This is a genomic window from Gordonia sp. w5E2, from assembly GCF_036540975.1.
GTDB classification, from domain to species: Bacteria; Actinomycetota; Actinomycetes; order Mycobacteriales; family Mycobacteriaceae; genus Gordonia; species Gordonia jacobaea.
This window is the reverse complement of record NZ_CP144213.1, coordinates 3,489,034-3,506,901: the sequence shown is the minus strand read 5'-3', so window position 1 is coordinate 3,506,901 and position 17,868 is coordinate 3,489,034. Positions and strand designations below refer to the sequence as shown.

Here is a 17,868-nt window from a genome sequence, read left to right as displayed (position 1 = left end):
TTCCCGGTGATAGCGGTCACCCCGATACTTGCTGAACAGCCCCGACGCCGTGGCCGCGACTCCTTCCGAGTCACTCACCCGTGACTCCCGCACAGACACACCCGCATTGGGCAACACAGCAACAGAGCAGAGGTATCTCCCGATGAACACGTCAACTCAGCCGTCGACGGGCGCAGCTCCGTCGGTGGAGCGCCGCACCATCGACCACATTCCGCACGACGAGCGCCACGGCCGGGCGCGCGACATCTTCACCGTGTGGTTCGGCTCCAACATCATGCTGCTGACGATCATCACCGGCGCTCTGGCAACCACCGTGTTCGGGCTGCCGTTCTGGGCGGGCGCGATCGCGGTGGTCGCGGGCAACCTCGTCGGCGGTGTGGTCATGGCACTGCACGCGGCGCAGGGCCCGCAGATGGGTGTGCCCCAGATGCTCCAGACCCGAGCGCAATTCGGCTCGCTCGGCAGCCTGCTCGTCGTGGTCCTCGTCGTCTTCATGTACCTGGGTTTCTTCGCGTCGAACGCGGTGCTCGGCGGCAAGGCCTTTGCCGAAGTGACCGGGCTGCCGGACAACTGGGCGATCTTCATCATCGGTGCCATCAGCGTCGTCGTGACCATGATCGGCTACAAGCTGATTCATTCGATGGCGGCAGTGCTGTCAGTTGTCGCAGGTGTGGCCCTTCTGCTCGCATTCATCTGGATGATCGGCGTCAACGGGTTGCCGACGGATACCTGGCACACCGACGGATTCACCTGGGCGGGCTTCATGGCGACGTTCTCCGCGGCGGCGCTGTGGCAGATCGCCTATGCGCCCTACGTCTCGGACTACACGCGCTACCTGCCGCGCGACACCGGTGTGAAGACCGCCTTCTGGGCAACCTATGCGGGATGCGTTCTCGGGTCGGTACTTCCGATGCTGCTCGGTGTGCTGATCGGCGCCGCACTGCCCGACTCCGACACCCTGACAGGCATGGGCACGTTGACCCATGGGATCTCGACGGGGCTGTTCCTCGTCTTCGCCGTCGGTATCAGCGTCACCAACGGCATGAACCTCTACTGTGGTGCGCTCTCGACGATCACCGTGGGACAGAACATCTTTCCTCGATGGCGAGCTGAGGCGAAGAGTCGTGCAGTCATCGCGCTCGTGCTGTTCGCCCTCGCGATGTTGCCCGCACTGCTCAGCGCAGACGACTTCCTGGCCAATTACGCCAACTTCTTGGCTCTGCTGCTGTGCGTCCTGATTCCCTGGACCGCGGTCAATCTCGTCGACTACTACCTCCTGCGCCACGGCGAGTACGACATCGAGTCACTCTTCCGTCGCGACGGCGGCGTCTACGGCCGATTCAACTGGATCGCCATCGCGTGCTACGCAATCGGTATCGGAGTGCAGATTCCGTTCCTGTCGACAACACTGTGGACCGGACCGCTGGCGAAAGAGATTGGCGGCGTCGACATCTCGTGGATTGTCGGACTCGCGGTCATCTGCCCCCTCTACTACGTCCTGATGACCACCCGTAAGAGCGAGGCGTTGGCGAGCGCGAACCTGGCGTCAGAGCCGGCGGCATGAGCCAGCCTGACAACCCCAGTGCCCCTGACTATCTCGTCGTAGGAGGCGGCACGGCAGGCTGCATCGTGGCGGCCCGCCTCAGTGAGGATCCCGCGGTGACGGTCACGGTCCTCGAGGCCGGTCCGAGTGACGAGCACGAACCCCGCGCCCGGTCGATTCGACGCTGGGCGGAGATGCTCGAGAGCGAGTACGACCAGGATTACCGGAGCGTGCCGCAGGAGCGCGGCAACTCCGGAATCCGGCAGGCGCGTATGCACATCCTCGGAGGTTGCGCGACGGCCAACACGATGATCACGTGGCGACCGTTGCGCGCGGACATGGACGAGTGGGTCGCGCTGGGGGCCGACGGCTGGGATGCCGACACGCTCGGCCGTTGCTTCGACAAGCTCGTCACGCCCATTGCGCCCGTCGCAGAAGCCGACCGCAATCCGTACGTCGCCGACGTCGTCGACGCTGCTCGCTCGGCTCTCGATCTGCCGGCGCGAGCAGGCTGGAACCACGACGCCGACTTCGCCGAGACGGGTGAGGGGTCCGGCTTCTTCGACATCGGGTATACCCCCGAATCCAACCTGCGATCGTCGACGTCGGTGCACTATCTACACCCAGCACTTGCCGAGCGGCCCAATCTGACTGTGCTGCAGCATGAACTGGCCAGTTCGATCCTCTTCGACGGAGACCGCGCTGTCGGAGTGCGGACCGTCGCGCGCGACGGTAGCGCACACGATCACTTCGCGACGCGCGAAGTGATCGTGTGCGCGGGTGCGATCGCTTCACCCGCCCTGCTGCAGCGCTCGGGGATCGGTCCGAGTGACGTGCTCACCCGGGCGGGAGTGCCGGTGCGCGTCGTCGCACCCGGCGTCGGCGAGAACCTCATGGATCACGCCGAAGGTCTCATCGTGTGGGAGACCGATCGAGACGTGCCGTCGACGTGTGCCACCGGATGGGATGCGGGTGCTGCGCTGCGTGTCGACGAATCGAGTCCCGCACGTCCAGACGTGCTCATGCACTTCCCGGTCGAGGCCGTCGCTGACCACGCCGTCAGCTACGGCGTCGACATGCCTGAACGGATCATCTCGATCGCGCCGAACGTCGCCAAACCGCGCAGCCGTGGCCGAGTCCAGATCGTCGACGACGATCCGTCGACTCCGCCGTCGATCGACTACCGGTACTTCACCGACCCCGACGGCGTGGACGAGGCGATGCTCGTGGCGGGTATTCGTGCCGCACGACGCATCGCCGCGACCGCACCGATGTCGAAGTGGGTTGTGCGCGAGGTGTTCCCGGGCGAGGCCCTGCAGTCCGACGACGAACTGTCGTCGGCACTGCGGGCCACGCATCAGACGGTCTACCACGTATCCGGAACCTGCAGGATGGGATCGTACGACGACCCGATGGCCGTGCTGGACCCATCGCTGCGAGTTCGTGGTGTCAGCGGTCTGCGCGTCGTCGATGCCTCTGTCTTCCCCACGCTCACGTCGGTCAATCCCGTCGGCACCATCATGAGTGTTGCCGAACGCGCTGCGGAGATCATCGCTGCTCGACAGTGAGTGACGTGCTCCGGCGCGACCTTCGCGCCGCGAGGTAGCCGGCGACGGCGATGACGGTGAGCACCGCCAGCGTTCCGAGTGTGAACGCCTCGAAGCGGACACGGGACACGTTCCAGGTGTCGAGGAACTCGTAGTCGAGGCCGAACAGCTTCTCCAGCGTGCCGGGGAACACGGTTACCCAGACTCCGAGCGCCGCCCAGAACGTCGCGAGTCCCGACGCGATGCCCATGCCGATCGTGCCGCCGGGCACGGCGTAGGGCCGCGGCGTTTCGGAATGGTTGATGCGCAGGCGGAATGCGGCGGGAAAGACGAAGAGGTAGGCGATCAGTGATGTCGAGATGGTGATGGTGAGTACCACCGTGAACGTTGCTGCGCTGTCGCCGCCGGAGAAGATGACGCCGACGATCATGAACGCCAGGGCGATGACTCCGGTGAAGATGCCGACCCGAAGCGGCGAACCTGTCTTCGCGTCGAACTTGGCGAAGTAGGGGAAGAAGCCACCGTCGCCTGCCGCGACAGCCAACGCGCGGTTCGCGGCCATCGCCCAGGTGGCGCCCGTGATCGCGAGCGCGATGATGAACGCGATCACCGCAACCTTCACGAGGATCGACGCTGCCGAGCCGTAGACACCGAAGACGGTGTCGAGGGCTGCCATGAAACCGCCGATGCCGGTGATCTTGTCAGTCGGCAACACCAGCAGAAGAGCCAACACCGGGAGCGCGTAGACCAACAGACCGATGCACCCACTCATCGCGATACCGCGCGGAACGTCGCGCTGCGGATTCTGCATCTCGCCGCCAGCCTGGCTGGGAACCTCGAAGCCGACCAGAGAGAACAGGAGAAGTGGGACGAGTCCGAGGAAGCCGCCGAGCGTCGGCGACCAGGTGACCGAGCCGATTCCGTTGAATCCGTGCTGAATTCCATAGACAACCGTGGTCACGAGGAACACGGCGGCCAGGATCAGCTTGAGGTAGGTACCCAGTTGCAGCACGGCACGTGCCCGCCGCATCGACAGCAGGGTGACTGCGACAGCTGCCACGACGAAGAGCGTTTTGAAGACGAAGTCGCCCGCGGTGCCCGAACCGATCGGATGGATGAACGTGCTCCATGCTTCGGTGCTGATGAAGGCGAGGGACCCACCGATCCACAACGGGTTGATCGACCAGTACATGACCGTGGCGATCGATGCGGGTAGACGTCCGAAGGCGCGCTTGACCCACTCGAACAATCCGCCCTCGTCGGGAAATGCGCTACCGAGCTCTGCGGTGACGAGGCCGTAGGGGACCATCCACAGCAGCGCCAACACGACGAGCCACGTGAAGGTCTCGCCGCCGAACGACGAGATCTCGCCGACCATGTCGAGGCTGATCAGCGCCGACAGGATCATGATCGGAACGTCGAAGCGGCGCAACGAATGTCGGAGGTGCGGGCCTGCTGGTTCGATGTCGGGGTGAGCGGGACCGGGGCGTACTTGTCCGGAATGTGTCCGTCCCGGGTCGGAATGCGAGAGTGTCATGGAGGTACTCCTCGGAGAGGTGGATATCGCGCGGCGTCAGATGGCCGTCGAGATGAAGCGAGGTTCTGTAGAGTCGGGGTTCTTACGCATCGGCATTGATGGAGCCGATGCCGTGTCCGGATCGTCTGTGAGGTCGTCGTGGCTGATTACACGTTGCGTCAGTTGGAGTATTTCGTCGCCGTGGCCGAGGCGGGGAGTATCACCCGCGCGGCGTCGGCGGTGCATCTGTCCCAGTCGGCGATGTCGACTGCGCTGACCGATCTTGAAGGCGCACTGGGCATTCAGCTTCTGGTGCGTCACCACGCCAAGGGCATCACGCTGACTCCCGCGGGTCGACAACTGCTCGTCGCCAGTCGCCAGTTGTTGGCCTCGGCGGCCGATCTTCGTTCTGTCGCACACGGATTGGGCGGATCGTTGACCGGAACCCTCACAATCGGTTGCTTCGAGGTCATGGCGCCGTACCTGCTTCCTGAGTTGTTGTCCGTGGCAGCCCAGAAGCTGCCGAATCTGGAGTTGCTGACCACCGAGGTCGATATGGCCGACCTCGCTGAGGGCGTCGCAGACGGAACATTCGAGATGGGTATCGGATACGACCTTGTCGACGACCCGCGACTCAAGCGATGGCCACTACGCCGCGTGCCGCCCTACGTGCTGGTCGAGGGCTCGCACCGACTCGCCAAACGGCGGAAGGTCAGGCTCGCCGACCTGGCCGACGAACCCATGGCGTTACTCGACCTGCCGCATAGCCGCGACTACTTTCGGCAGGTCTTTGCAGACGCAGGCGTCGAACCCGTTGTGCGCTACCGCTCGACGACCGTCGAGACGTGCCGCGCACTCGTGGGACGCGGGTTGGCGTACACGGTGCTCAACCTGCAGGCCGCCGTACCGATGGCGCTGGACGGACACCAGGTTGCGGCGATACCCATCGCCGACGAGACGCCCGCGCTCACGATGGTCCTGCTCAACGCGATTGCCGCGCGACCGACCCGGCGTGCCGCGGTCGTCGCTGAACTGTGCCGAGATCTGTTCGGTGACAACACTGTTCATTGAGCTGGCGCCTTGCCGCCGACGACCTCGCCGAGTGCGCTACCGCCAACGAGATCGCCACCGACCATCGTCAGTTGTGCTGTGAGGCAACCGATGTCCCGGGCCGTTGAGATGTCACCCGAGAGTGCGACCAGGTCGGCGTCCTTTCCGATCTCGATCGAACCGGCGTGTTGTGCGCAGTGTGCGGCGCGCGCCGCGCCGATCGTGTAGGCGTCGACGGCGGTCCGCAGACTGAGCGCCTCCTCGGCGATGAGGGGCACGGTGCGAGCGTCGGTGCCGATGGCGTGCGGATCTGCATCAGAACCGGTCCGATTCACTGCGGTGTGTATGGCCCACAGCGGATTGGGGTCGGTGACGGGCCAGTCGCTGCCCATCGCCAGCGTCCCACCAGCCGTGGTGATCGAACCGAAGGGGAAGTGCCATCGCTCGCGGTCGGTGCCCAGTAGCGGGAGCTTGCGCTCGACGATCTCGATGTCGCGGCGAGCCCACAGTGCCTGGATGTTCGCCATCACGCCGAGCGCTGCGAACCGTGGAATATCCTGCGGGTCAACCACATCCAGATGTGCGATCTGGTGTGCCGCATCGAACTGCGGATTGGCCGCGCGCGCGGCACCGAGCGCATCGAGGCATTCGCGGACCGCGCGGTCGCCGACGGCGTGCATGTGAATGTGGAACTCGTCGCGTGCCAGGAGTGCACACACCTCGTTCAGTTCTGCCGGGTCGATGAAGGACAGTCCGGTGGGATCAGCGCCCGTCGGTAGGTCGGAGTAGGGCGCGAGCATTGCGGCAGTGCAGTTCTCGCAAATCCCGTCCTGCATCACCTTGACGGTGTCGACGTGAAACCGGTGGCCGTGTCGCGCGACCGCCCGGCGTTCGCGGAGTACGTCGATCTGCGAGAGTCCCTGTTCGGCTGCCCACCACAGCGCTCCGCAGACCCGTGCGGTCAGCTCTCCCGCCTCGTCGGCGGCAAGGTAGGTCGCGAGTGTGTCGGAGAGTCCGAATGCCGGGATGTCGACGCCCGCGTCCTGCCAGCCGGTGACGCCGACGGAGTGCAGCCGACGCTGAGCCGTCAACAATGCCTCGCGCAGTACGGCGTCGTCGATCTCGGGCGCGAGCGCCTGCACACTGTCGGCGGCGCGCTCGAAGAGGACGCCGGTGGGTTCGCCTGCGGCGTCGCGCTCGATGCGCCCACCCGTCGGATCGGGCGTGTGCCGGTCGATTCCGGCGTTCGCCAGTGCTGCACTGTTGACCCACACGCCGTGTCCGTCGTGGCTGGAGAGCACAGCGGGCCGGTCGGCGACGACCTCGTCGAGGTCGGCACGAGTGGGTAGACCGCCGGGAAACGCATCGCCGTACCAACCACTTCCGGTGATGACCGGAGCGTCGGGGTGTGAGCCCACGTAGGCGGCGATGGTGTTGAGATAGCCTCGCCGATCGTGTGCGAGCTCGGACAGATCACAGAGCAGCGCTGCGAGTCCGCCTGCCACGGGATGCACGTGCGCGTCGATGAACCCCGGCAGCAGGCTTGCTCCCGCGAGGTCGTGGATGACAGTCGACGCCGAGACGAGGTCACGGTCGACGTCCGACCCGATCGCGACGATGGTGCCGTCGGACACGGCGACAGTGGTCGCCGGTGGCATACCGACCGGTTGCCACACCGCTGCGTTGGTGAAAATGTGATCTGCGTACATCACCACTCCTGTGATCCGTGGGTCCGTCAGGACACCGAGACCGGCGTACTGAACACCGGCTCGATCGACAACTGGGTGACCTCCCGGCGGAACGGCACCGGATCGTCGTTGCGCGGCACGTCGAGTTCCTCGGCGAACCGGCGTCCCGACCAGACTGCTGCGGCGATGGTCGACGGCGCCCAGGCGTCGCCGACACCGGTGACGCTGCGAACTCCGGCCGCGGCCCAGTCGTCGCTGCGCTCGTGCAGTTGTGTGTAGAGCTCGTCGTGGGGGAGGCGCGCGGTCACCATGACGACGGCGTCGGCGTCGAGATGCCCTGTCCTCCCGGTGAATCGGCATGCGGTCTGTACGCCGTTGGCGTCGACGGCGGTCACCGCGGTGTCGGTGCGCACGTCGACGCCCGCCTCCATGATCCGCGCGCGAATGCGGTGAGCCTCCATTGTGTTGGTGGTCCACTGCGACACCTGCGGCACCGGGGTGACGAGCGTGACCGCGAAGCCCTCCTTCGCGAGCATCTCCGCGACGACGGCACCGAGGTAGTAGTGGTCGTCGTCGAACAGCACGACGCGCTTGCCGGCCGGCCGCGCCCCGGCCATGATGTCGTCCGGAGTGAAGACCGCAGTGCTGGAATCGATCTCGATGGGATGCGTGTGCCAGCGACCGACGCCGTCGCCTCGCCACGACGCCCCCGTCGCGATCACGACGTGGTCGAAGCCGAACTCGAGGATGTCCTCGGTGCTCATCGGCGATTCGCGATAGACCTCGACGTTGTCGAGACGGTCGAGTTGCTGCAGCCGATAGTCGATGACGCGAATCCATGCGGACAGCCCGGGAAGCTTCGACTCGCGGGCCACACGGCCACCGAGCACCCGGCTCGCCTCGGTGAGCGTCACGGGATACCCGCGATTACCCAGTGCGCGTGCGGCTTCGAGGCCCGCAGGTCCCGCACCGACGACGAGCACCGAGGAGTCTGAGCCCTTCACCGAGATGCGCTCCGGATGCCAACCGCGTCGGAATTCCTCTCCCATTGTGGGGTTTTGCGTGCACCGGATCGGCGACATGGTGAAATCGCCGGACACACAGATGTTGCAGCCGATGCACTCGCGGATATCTGCGAGGTCGCCGCGTTCGATCTTGTTGGGCATGAAGGGATCCGCGATAGACGGCCGTGCTGCGCCGATGAGGTCGAGAATGCCTGACTTCACGTGCCGGACCATGGTGTCGGGAGAAGTGAAGCGGCCTACGCCGACAACCGGCTTGGTGGTGAGTTGCTTGAGTCCGGTGACGTACGGTTCCTGCTCGGCCTCGGGGCCGAAGCGCGAGGTGACCGAGTCGTCTTCCCAGCTTCCGAGCACGAGGTCCCAGAGGTCGGGGTGCTCGCCGATCAGTCCGAAGACGTCTTCCATCTCGCTGCGGGTGATGCCGTCGTCGCCGAGCAGTTCGTCGACCGAGATGCGGCATGCGACAGCGGCTTTCCCGTCGGCGATCTCCCGGGTGTCCTCGAGGATCTCGCGGATGAGTCGAACGCGGTTCTCGAGGCTGCCGCCGTACTCGTCGGTTCGATTGTTGTACCGGCGCGACAAGAAGTGGTGCAGACCGCCGATTGCGTGTCCCGCGTAGACGTAGACGATGTCGTAGCCGGCCTTCAGTGACCGATGCACCGAATCCGCATGCCACTTCCGCAGATCGACGATGTCGGCCTTTGTCATCGCACGGGCCTGCACCGGATCGAGATTCCACGAGACGACGGGGAGATGCTGTGGTGCCAGCGGAGTTTCGCGGCTGATCAGATTGGGGCTGTTGAGTCCGTTGTGCGCCAGCTCGATTCCCGCGAGCGCACCACCCTCGTGAATCTGCTCGGCGATGCGCGCGATCGCGGGCATGTCCTGGTCGTCCCAGAGGCGGAGCTCGATGAACGGTCCGATATCGGACGTTGGATGAATCTCGACCTGCTCGGTGCAGACCACGGCCCACCCGCCCTCGGCCTTCGTCCGCCGCATCGCCGCCTCGCCCGACGGATCGCGGTATCCCATGCCGTTGCAGTGCGGCACCTGGAAGAACCGGTTGCGGGCGGTGACCGGTCCGATCCGGACCGGTTCGAAAAGGATGTCGTAGCGATGGTCGCGCATGTGGATCTCCGTCGAGAGGTGCTGCGGCGTGAAAACGCCTGGCGCAGTGAGTCAGTTGTTGGCTGTGGAGTCGGCGTCGGGCAGTGGCGGCGACTCGTGTCATTCTTTGAGGTCAATCGCAAAGAATGAAATGACGGTATCGCGGTTTGTCCCGTCGGGCAGCCCTGTTGCGGACATCTCACGGCGTGAACTTCCGAATTGGTTCATCGGGAGAACCGATGTAATCAGCGGAGTTGCCCCGACGCGGTGCATGGCGGCAGTATCGGGACGTATGGCACGTCCACGCAATCAGCACGCACGTCGCGCAGAGATCGTCGACGCCGCGACGAGTGCCATCGCCGCGCGCGGACTCATGGGATTGCGTATCAAGGACGTCGCCGACGCGGCGGGTCTGTCGCCAGGGTCGATCACCTACTACTTTCCCGGGATCGACGAGTTGTTGCTCGCGGTGCACGAGGCCGCGGTCACGCGGTTCTACGAGGGTCGACGTACCGCCGCCACCGACGTCGACGATCCGGTGGCAGCGCTGACAAGGCTCGTCGAGCTCGGAATCTGCGACCCCGACGATCCGATGTCACCTGCACTGTATGAGTTGCACCTTTACAGTGCGCGCTCACCCGCACATGCCGAACTGATGTCGACGCTCTTCGACCTCGAGACCTCGCTGTACCGCGAGGCAATCGACGGTGGCATCGCGGCGGGTGTCTTCGCCGACGTCGACAGCGAACTGGTCGCCAGGTGCGCGGTGGCGCTCGAAGACGGATGCGGCATCCATCTCGTCGGCCGCACCAGGGCGCTGGATGCCGCGAGTGCCCGCAGCGCCGTTACGCAGTATCTGCAGGCAGCGCTGCGGTGTCCTGATCTCGTCGTCGACGAGCATTCCCGCTGACGTCTCGACGCGCCGAATCGTGTGGCCGGCACAGGTTGTCGGGGTGTAGCGCGGTGTCGAGAGCGACGTCGTCGAGCAGTCCGGAGCGTCGGACGAGATCGGGAATCGACGCTCCGGTTGCCACGGCCTCCGCGACGAGCGCGGTGGTCGCCTCGTAGCCGAGAACCGGATTGAGCGCGGTGGCGATACTGGCGGAGCCGTAAACCGCTGCGCGCATGCGTTCTTCTCTCGCGGTGATGCCTCGGATGCAGCGCTCGCCGAGGACGTGGACCGCGGCGCGCAGATGAGTCAGTGACGACAGGAGCGCCCGCGCGATGATCGGCTCGAAAGCGTTGAGCTGCAACTGACCTGCTTCTGCGGCGAGGGTCACCGTGAGGTCGTTGCCGATCACCTCGAAGGCCACCTGGTTGACGACCTCGGGGATGACCGGGTTGACCTTGCCCGGCATGATGCTCGATCCGGCCTGAACGGCGGGAAGCACGATCTCGCCGAAGCCCGCGCGAGGACCAGAAGACAACAGGCGCAGATCATTACAGATCTTCGAGAGCTTCACCGCGGCACGTTTGGTGACACCGGAGAGTTGTACAAAGGAGCCGACATCCGACGTCGCCTCGACCAGGTCTCCCGCAGTGGTCAGCGGCAGGCCGGTGAGTTGTCGCAGGCGTTCGCATGCCTGCGCGGCGTAGGACGGGTGAGCGTTGAGTCCGGTGCCGATCGCGGTGCCGCCGAGATTGATTTCGGCGATGAGCGAGATCGCCTCGTCCATCCTGTCGGCGTCCTCGTCGATGGTGACCGCGAACGCGCCGAACTCCTGCCCGAGAGTCATCGGTACAGCGTCTTGCAGTTGCGTACGTCCGAGTTTGATCATGTCACCGAACTCCACTGCCTTGTCGGCACAGTCGGCCGCCAGTACGCGTAGCGCGTCCGAGAGTCCACGGGCAGCGATTCCCAGCGCCACCTTCACGGCCGTGGGGTAGACGTCGTTGGTGCTCTGTCCGAGGTTGACGTGTTCGAGTGGGTGAAGCACGTGATAGTCGCCGCGTCGGTGCCCGAGCAGTTCGAGCGCCCTGTTCGCGATCACCTCGTTGGCATTCATGTTGGTCGACGTTCCCGCGCCGCCCTGGATCTGGTCGACGACGAACTGCTCGTGAAGCGCTCCGCCCCGGATCTCGGTGCACGCCGTGATGATCGCCTCGGCGATCGGTGGATCGAGCAGTCCGAGCTCGCGATTGGACTCTGCAGCAGACTGTTTCACCGCGGCCAGGGCGACGATGAGGTCGGGGTGAGTGGAGATGGGGACGCCGGAGATCGGGAAGTTCTCCATCGCCCGTGCCGTGTGCACCCCGTAGTAGGCGTCGGTGGGTACCTCGTGATCGCCGAGGAGGTCGTGCTCGATGCGAACCGCACCCGCGGCGTCAGTGGTCACCTGGTGCCTCTGTGTGTGTCGTGCGAGTGCCGTTGGCCAGAAGCCTGTCGCGGATCGAGTCGAGCACGGCGGCGTCGACGACGGTTCCCGCCAGAGCGAGTGCGCCCTGAGCGATTGCCGTCTCCGCTGCCGGGGTGAGTGTGGCAGCGGCGAATTCGGGCTGATGGTTGACCGCGGGCAGTGAGTCGATGCCGATGTAGGGGTGAATCGCCGGCAGTACCTGCGAGACGTTGCCCATATCGGTCGACGCACGCGCCATGGTGGCGTCTGGTCCGGAGCCGAAACGGCGTCCGGCCGCGAGGGCGCGCTGCTCGTAGCGGCCGAGAAGTTCTTCGTCCGTGCGGAACTCGGCGTACGGCTTGGACTCCGGGGTCACCGTGAGCGTCGCGCCACTGGCGAGTGCGCCCGCCTCGAAGCATCGCATGACGCGCGGTTCGACCTCGGCGAGTTCGGCGAGCGTTTCGGCGCGGACATACCAGCGCCCTTCGGTGTGCTCGGCGATGGAGTTGGGTGCCTCGCCGCCGCGTGTCATCATGCCGTGTACGCGTACCGACGCGGGAAGTTGTTGGCGCAGAAGGCCGATGGCCACCTGTGCGATGGTGAACGCATCTGCGGCGTTGACGCCACGTTCGGGGTAGGCGGCAGCGTGCGCCGACTTGCCGTGGTAGTCGATGTGACTGTGCGAGACGGCGAATGGCCGCGCGCGTGCCACATCTGCCGGTCCGGGATGAACCATCGCGGCGGCATGCTGAGCGTCGAATCCGCCCCGTTCGAGCAGTTCGATCTTGCCGCCACCGCCTTCTTCCGCGGGGGTACCGATGACCGTCAGCGTCAGACCGAGGTCGTCGACGATCGGTGCCAGTGAAAGTGCCGCACCGACGGTGATCGCCGAGATGAGGTTGTGTCCGCAGGCGTGGCCGAGTCCCGGCAGTGCGTCGTATTCGGCGCAGAGTGCGACGTGGAGGTCGCCACTTCCGAGCGTTGCGGTGAAGGCGGTTGGGAGGTCGCAGAACTGTTCGACGATGGTGAAGCCGCCGTCGGCGAGTGAGTCGGCGACCCGAGCCGCCGAATAGGTTTCCTCCCAGGCGGTTTCGGGATTTTCGTACAGGTCGTGCGAGAGCGCGATCAGACCCGGGTGCGCCGACGCGATGCGGCTGCCGAGTTCGGCGTCGAACCTGTCGGGGGTGGTGTCGATGGTGGTCACAGGTCTCCCGGAACTCCGTAGGAGGGCGCACGCGTCGGGTCGAAGCCGCGGACACGGTAGTCGTTCTTTTGTGGCTGCCAGATCTGCCAGAGCGAAGCGAGGTCGTCGAGCGGATCGTCGGCGAAATCCACTCGCAGATCGGTGACGGGCCACGGCACGTCCTCGACGACCAGGAGGCCGGCAGAGTGCACCGGTCCTTCTTCGCCTCCGGCGTCGAGCGCTGCGCGGAGGCCGTCGAGCAGTCGTTGTTCGAATGCGTCGGCGACACTGTCGGCGTAGCCGGTCAGCAGCGACTCGAGCACCGACAGGTCGGCAAGCATATTGCCGGCGGCCACGGACTGGTCGCCCTCGACGCCACCGTAGGTTCCCAGGCTGCGCGCGCCGGAATGTAGCGCGGTCTGCCCGTGTGCGCCGACGACGCTCACCTGGCGGTACTCGGGGTGTTGCTCCGTGGAAAGTGCTGCGGTGAGCGCTTTCTCGGCGTCGAGGCCGTCGGAAAGCCGGTCGAGCACCGCGGGGCCGAGTGCGGGATTGGTGACGTTCTGCGACGCGACCACGCCGACACCTGCCCGCGGGTGGGCGCAGCGCGCTGCCACGGCGGGACTCGACGAACAGACGATGATGCCGAATGCGCCACTCGCGGGGTCACGCGCGACGAGCGACATCGTCATCGTGCCGCTCCGCTCGGCTCGCTGAGCACTGCGGTCGCGTCGATCTCGACGAGCCATTCCGGCCGCGCGAGTGCGTCGACCACCAGTCCGGTCGACACCGGATACACACCCTTGAGCCAGCGGCCCATCACCCGGTAAACCGTCTCGCGGTAACGGATGTCGGTGAGATACACGGTCACCTTGACGATGTCGCGCAGCGAACTGCCCGCCTCGTCGAGCAGCATCGCGATGTTGCTCATGGCCTTCTCTGCCTGTACCTCGACGTCGCCGATGCCCACCGATTCGCGGGTGTCGAGATCCTGGCCGATCTGCCCGCGCAGGTACACGACGCCGCCCGCGACGACGGCCTGGCACAGGTCATTGTCGAGGTTCTGCTCCGGGTAGGTCTCGCGGGTGTTGAAGGGACGGATGCGGGTGTGGGTGACGTCAGGGCTGACGGCTGCGCTCATGGGTTGCTCCCGTGCTTGAGTGTGTGGAGTGGCTGGACTGCGGGTTGGCGGATTACGGGGAGTTCAGGAAACCGCCTGCGCGGCAAGCGCATCGGAGTCCGACGGTGCGGCGGCGTCGACTCGCTCCGGTCGGTAAGCCCGGTAGCCCCGCTGGATCGCGATCTGGTCGGCCAGATACTTCGCGTCGTGCCATACGCCCCAGATGAAACTCGATCCGCGACGTGAGAGCCATGGCAGTCCGAGGAAGTAGATTCCCGGTTCGCCCGATACGCCGCGCTGGTGTGCCGGGCGGCCCGTCTCGTCGAAGGCGTCGACCCTCAGCCATCCGTAGTCATAGGCGAAGCCTGTCGCCCACACGATGGACGTGATCCCGGCGGCGGCGAGGTCGAGTTGCGCAATCGGGTCGATGACGCAGTCGGGGAGTGGGCCCAGGTCGTGGGCCTGCGGTTCCGCGGGGAGGTCGAGGCCGTTGCGCTCGATGTAGTCGTCGGCCTCTCGGAGCATCGCGAGGTACGTTGCGTCGCCGTTCTCGATATTGGTGCGCAGATCCGCGGCAAACGTCATGGTGCCTGCGTCGAATGCCTGCGCGCGCCCGAGTAGGGTGATCCCGTCGGCGGCGAGCTGCCGGAAGTCGACGGTGTGCCCTCCGCCCGCGCCGCTGACGGCGATGGTCACGTGCTCTGCACCCGCCGGAGGTGCCGCGGCATCCCATTTTCCGAGAACGCCCAGCCACCAACAGAAGTCGCGGCCCCGGTAACTACGTGGCGGGCGATCATGGGGTCCGACGGCGAGGTATGTCTCGCGGCCTGACGCGCGCAGTTCCGCAGCGATCTGCACGCCCGACGACCCCGCGCCGACGACGAGAACGCCGCCCTCGGGGAGCTGCTGCGGGTTGTGATAGTCACTGGAGTGGATCTGATGGAACGGTGCATCGCGCGGCACGACGGCGGGGATGACCGGGGTCTGAAAGGCGCCGGTCGCGGCAACCACGAAGTCCGCCTCGATCGGTCCGTCAGAAGTCTCGACGTGGAAACCGTTCTCGCCCTGCTTCTTACGGACCGATGTCACTTCCACGCCGGTGCGGATGGGTGCGTTGATCCGCTGGGCGTAGGAGCCGAGGTAGTCAGCTACCTGGTCCTTGGTCGCGAACGCGTCGGCGTCGACGTCGAACTGAAGTCCGGGGAAGCGGTCGTGCCACGCGGGACCGTTGGCGACCAACGAATCCCACCGCCACGTACGCCAGCGTTCGGCGACGCGATCGCGCTCGAGTACGAGGTGGTTGATTCCCTGTGCGGTGAGGTGCTCGCTCATCGCGATACCTGCCTGGCCCGCGCCCACGACGAGCACCTCGACCTGTGTGGCCGCGGTACCCGCGGGTGTCTGGGTCCCCGGCGTAGCCAACTCCACCATCTCGTACCTCCGCTGTTGCATGCGTTGTCGTTGACTCAATGATCATCGGACCACCTGCATCTGTACAGCAGAGATATCCTGGGTATTACATCGGTTCAGTCGATGCAGAGTTGGGCTGCGTTCTCAGCGGTCGCGACCGGGATAGGGCTGGTAGGCCCGGCGGGCCGCGGTGGCCACGACCTCGGTGAGCTGGTCGTCGCTGAGTATCGCGGGCGCCCCGGCGCTGACGGCCTTCAGATACACCTCACTGAGCCATTCGACGACGCCGAGGTGCTCACACGCGGTCTCGATGTTGCCGCCGATCGCGACCGACCCGTGGTTGCGCATCAATGCCGCGGTGCGCTCGAACAATGCAGCCACCACGCCCTCGCTCAGCTCCGGGCTGCCGAAGACCGCGTAGGGAGCAACTCGTACCGAGCCGCCAACCATGGCGGCGTCGTAGTGGATCGGTGGGAGAAGCTCGGTGATCGTCGACACCGCGACCGACGCGATCGGGTGGGCGTGGGCGATCGCCGAAGCGGAGGTCGACCGGTAGAGGTCCAGGTGGAATCCGAGTTCTGCCGTTGGGCGGTAGCGGGTTTCTTCGATCACCGAGCCGTCCATGTTGACGACTACCAGTTGATCCGGTTGGACGGAGCCGAGGCGTGCACCCTGCGGTGTGACGAGCACGCGATCGCCGACGCGGACGGAGAGGTTGCCGCCGGTGCTCAGCGACGTGCCCGCGGCCGCGAGTTGATGCGCAGCGACGCACAGGGGTACGCGCTGATCGACGATGTCCACCTCTTTGACGGTAGTCGGTCGAATGGCTTCGCCGCAGTGAGACGCCTGTGGCTCCTCATCTCGATCTGATTCCGCCGGCTCCCCGGACGGTCCCGGTCTGATTCATTGCAGCTCATTGAATGCAACTAATGGTTGCGTGTTGAGTCAAGGAGCCGTAGATTCGTACGCAACCAAAGGTTGCAGGAGGAGCCATGGACAAGCTGACCGACGCAGAGGTGGGGACCCTCGTGCGAGAGCTCTACATCGACGCCGAGCCCGACATCGTGTTCGACGTCGTGAGTTCGCCCGAGCATGTCGCACGGTGGTGGCCCGATGAAGCTCGATACCGACTCGAACCGGGGTCGCCCGGCGAGTTGGTGTTCCGTACCGGCGATGGTGGCGAGATCGTGCAGCAGTTCACCGTCGTCGAGTCGAATCCTCCACGCACGTTCTCGTTCCGGTGGACTCACCAGCCCGGCGACGACCCGGTCGCGGGCAACTCGTTGCTCGTCACCTTCGCCCTCACCGCGTCGGGCAGTGGTACGACGCTGACGATGACCGAGACGGGATTCCGTGAAAGAGGTTGGGAGGAAGCAGAACTCGAACGGCAGTTCCGTGAACACATCGACGGCTGGAGCTTCTTCCTGCCTCGACTGGTGACCTACGTTGCCGGTGTGGAGGCCGCATCGTGACGCGTCGCGGATCAGTAGGCGACGTCGACGACGCACTGTGGTCGGCGATCGGAGATCCGACGCGCCGTCGCATCGTCGACCTTCTTCTCGCTGACGACGGGGGTACGGCGACGTCGTTGAGTGAGCAGCTTCCGGTCAGCCGTCAGGGAGTTGCCAAGCACCTCGGAGTCCTCGACCGAGTAGGGCTCGTGCAAGCGACATCCACGGGACGTGAGCGACGCTACGACGTCGACAGGGCTCAGCTTTCCAAGGCAGCCGCACAGCTCGAATCCGTCGGGGCCGGGTGGGATGCCCGGCTCCACCGCATCAAGGGCATCGCGGAGGCGCTGCAGCAGGCCCGCAACCAGGGCAAACCAGAACACCAACTTCCAAAACAGAACGATCCACAAGAGAACCGTCCAGAACACAAGGATCAAGGGAGTAACTGATGAGCAGCATCCTGCACAGAATCGGCGTCGAGGGCGCCACCACCACAGACGTCTACGACGCGTTGACCACCATCGACGGCTTGGCGGGCTGGTGGACAGAAGACGTACGCGGTGACGGTGCGGCCGGTGGACGTCTCGAATTCCGCTTTCCACCGGTCGGCGGATTCGACATGGAGGTACTCGAGACCGTCCCGGCGGAGTCGGTGCGATGGCGCGTGATCGAAGGCCCCGACCAGTGGGTTGGCACGACCATCACGTGGTCGCTTCGCCAGGAGGGCGACTACGCCATCGTGATGTTCAGTCACGACGGCTGGCGCGAGCAGGTGCCATTCATGAACCACTGCAGCACCAAGTGGGCCGTGTTCCTGATGAGTCTCAAGGCGCTGATCGAGTCGGGCAAGGGCACACCCGCACCGCGCGACGTCGCGGTCAGCGACTGGCACTGA

Annotated in this window: 16 protein-coding genes; 7 read left to right on the top strand and 9 right to left on the bottom strand. The window is 65.5% G+C overall.

Annotated features, from left to right (window positions below):
* Positions 1–142: 142 nt before the first annotated feature.
* Entirely contained in the window at positions 143–1,564 is a 1,422-nt protein-coding gene (locus RND64_RS15875) for a purine-cytosine permease family protein (RefSeq protein WP_331436133.1), read from the top strand.
* Positions 1,561–3,111: a GMC family oxidoreductase gene (locus RND64_RS15870; protein ID WP_331436132.1), complete on the top strand. Its 1,551-nt coding sequence runs from the start codon at positions 1,561–1,563 to the stop codon at positions 3,109–3,111. The genes RND64_RS15875 and RND64_RS15870 overlap by 4 nt, the downstream gene beginning before the upstream one ends.
* Here the strand turns inward: RND64_RS15870 and RND64_RS15865 are convergent.
* Positions 3,092–4,627, bottom strand: coding sequence for an APC family permease (locus RND64_RS15865; RefSeq protein ID WP_331436131.1), 1,536 nt, complete (start codon positions 4,625–4,627; stop codon positions 3,092–3,094). The genes RND64_RS15870 and RND64_RS15865 overlap by 20 nt on opposite strands.
* 138 nt (positions 4,628–4,765) lie before the next feature.
* Here RND64_RS15865 and RND64_RS15860 point away from each other — a divergent pair, with 138 nt between their 5' ends.
* Positions 4,766–5,677 carry a LysR family transcriptional regulator gene (locus tag RND64_RS15860; RefSeq protein WP_049698920.1) on the top strand — a complete coding sequence of 304 codons (912 nt, stop codon included), beginning with the start codon at positions 4,766–4,768 and terminating at the stop codon, positions 5,675–5,677.
* On the opposite strand, the gene RND64_RS15855 is transcribed toward RND64_RS15860, so the two are convergent.
* A complete protein-coding gene (locus RND64_RS15855; protein WP_331436130.1) occupies positions 5,671–7,365 on the bottom strand; it encodes an amidohydrolase in 1,695 nt (564 codons plus the stop codon). The two genes, RND64_RS15860 and RND64_RS15855, sit on opposite strands and share 7 nt — an antisense overlap.
* Before the next feature lie 26 nt (positions 7,366–7,391).
* Positions 7,392–9,494, bottom strand: a complete 2,103-nt coding sequence (locus RND64_RS15850; protein WP_331436129.1) for an oxidoreductase — start codon at positions 9,492–9,494, stop codon at positions 7,392–7,394.
* A gap of 271 nt (positions 9,495–9,765) precedes the next feature.
* Between RND64_RS15850 and RND64_RS15845 the strand changes: the two genes are divergently transcribed.
* A complete protein-coding gene (locus RND64_RS15845) occupies positions 9,766–10,383 on the top strand; it encodes a TetR/AcrR family transcriptional regulator (RefSeq protein ID WP_331436128.1) in 618 nt (205 codons plus the stop codon).
* Here RND64_RS15845 and RND64_RS15840 read toward each other — a convergent pair.
* From RND64_RS15840 to RND64_RS15815, 6 genes are all read right to left on the bottom strand, one after another.
* Positions 10,319–11,809, bottom strand: a complete 1,491-nt coding sequence (locus RND64_RS15840) for an aspartate ammonia-lyase (protein WP_331436127.1) — start codon at positions 11,807–11,809, stop codon at positions 10,319–10,321. The genes RND64_RS15845 and RND64_RS15840 overlap by 65 nt on opposite strands.
* The gene (locus RND64_RS15835; protein ID WP_331436682.1) at positions 11,799–12,959 is read right to left on the bottom strand and encodes a M20 family metallopeptidase; all 1,161 of its coding nucleotides are present in this window, start codon (positions 12,957–12,959) and stop codon (positions 11,799–11,801) included. The genes RND64_RS15840 and RND64_RS15835 overlap by 11 nt, the downstream gene beginning before the upstream one ends.
* 50 nt (positions 12,960–13,009) lie before the next feature.
* Complete coding sequence (locus tag RND64_RS15830) at positions 13,010–13,684, bottom strand: DUF1028 domain-containing protein (RefSeq protein ID WP_331436126.1); 675 nt, start codon at positions 13,682–13,684, stop codon at positions 13,010–13,012.
* A complete protein-coding gene (locus tag RND64_RS15825; protein ID WP_064870697.1) occupies positions 13,681–14,133 on the bottom strand; it encodes a RidA family protein in 453 nt (150 codons plus the stop codon). The genes RND64_RS15830 and RND64_RS15825 overlap by 4 nt, the downstream gene beginning before the upstream one ends.
* Positions 14,134–14,196: 63 nt before the next feature.
* Complete coding sequence (locus RND64_RS15820) at positions 14,197–15,543, bottom strand: flavin-containing monooxygenase (protein ID WP_331436681.1); 1,347 nt, start codon at positions 15,541–15,543, stop codon at positions 14,197–14,199.
* Between the two features lie 123 nt (positions 15,544–15,666).
* Positions 15,667–16,323: a class II aldolase/adducin family protein gene (locus RND64_RS15815; RefSeq protein WP_064870695.1), complete on the bottom strand. Its 657-nt coding sequence runs from the start codon at positions 16,321–16,323 to the stop codon at positions 15,667–15,669.
* 191 nt (positions 16,324–16,514) lie between these two features.
* On the opposite strand from RND64_RS15815, the gene RND64_RS15810 reads away from it, so the two are divergent.
* Genes RND64_RS15810 through RND64_RS15800 form a run of 3 tightly spaced genes read left to right on the top strand, consistent with a single transcriptional unit; the run spans position 16,515 to position 17,868 of the window.
* Positions 16,515–16,994 carry an SRPBCC domain-containing protein gene (locus RND64_RS15810; protein ID WP_331436125.1) on the top strand — a complete coding sequence of 160 codons (480 nt, stop codon included), beginning with the start codon at positions 16,515–16,517 and terminating at the stop codon, positions 16,992–16,994.
* A complete protein-coding gene (locus RND64_RS15805) occupies positions 16,991–17,422 on the top strand; it encodes an ArsR/SmtB family transcription factor (protein ID WP_331436124.1) in 432 nt (143 codons plus the stop codon). Before RND64_RS15810 ends, RND64_RS15805 begins: the two co-directional genes overlap by 4 nt.
* A complete protein-coding gene (locus tag RND64_RS15800) occupies positions 17,422–17,868 on the top strand; it encodes an SRPBCC family protein (protein ID WP_331436123.1) in 447 nt (148 codons plus the stop codon). The genes RND64_RS15805 and RND64_RS15800 overlap by 1 nt, the downstream gene beginning before the upstream one ends.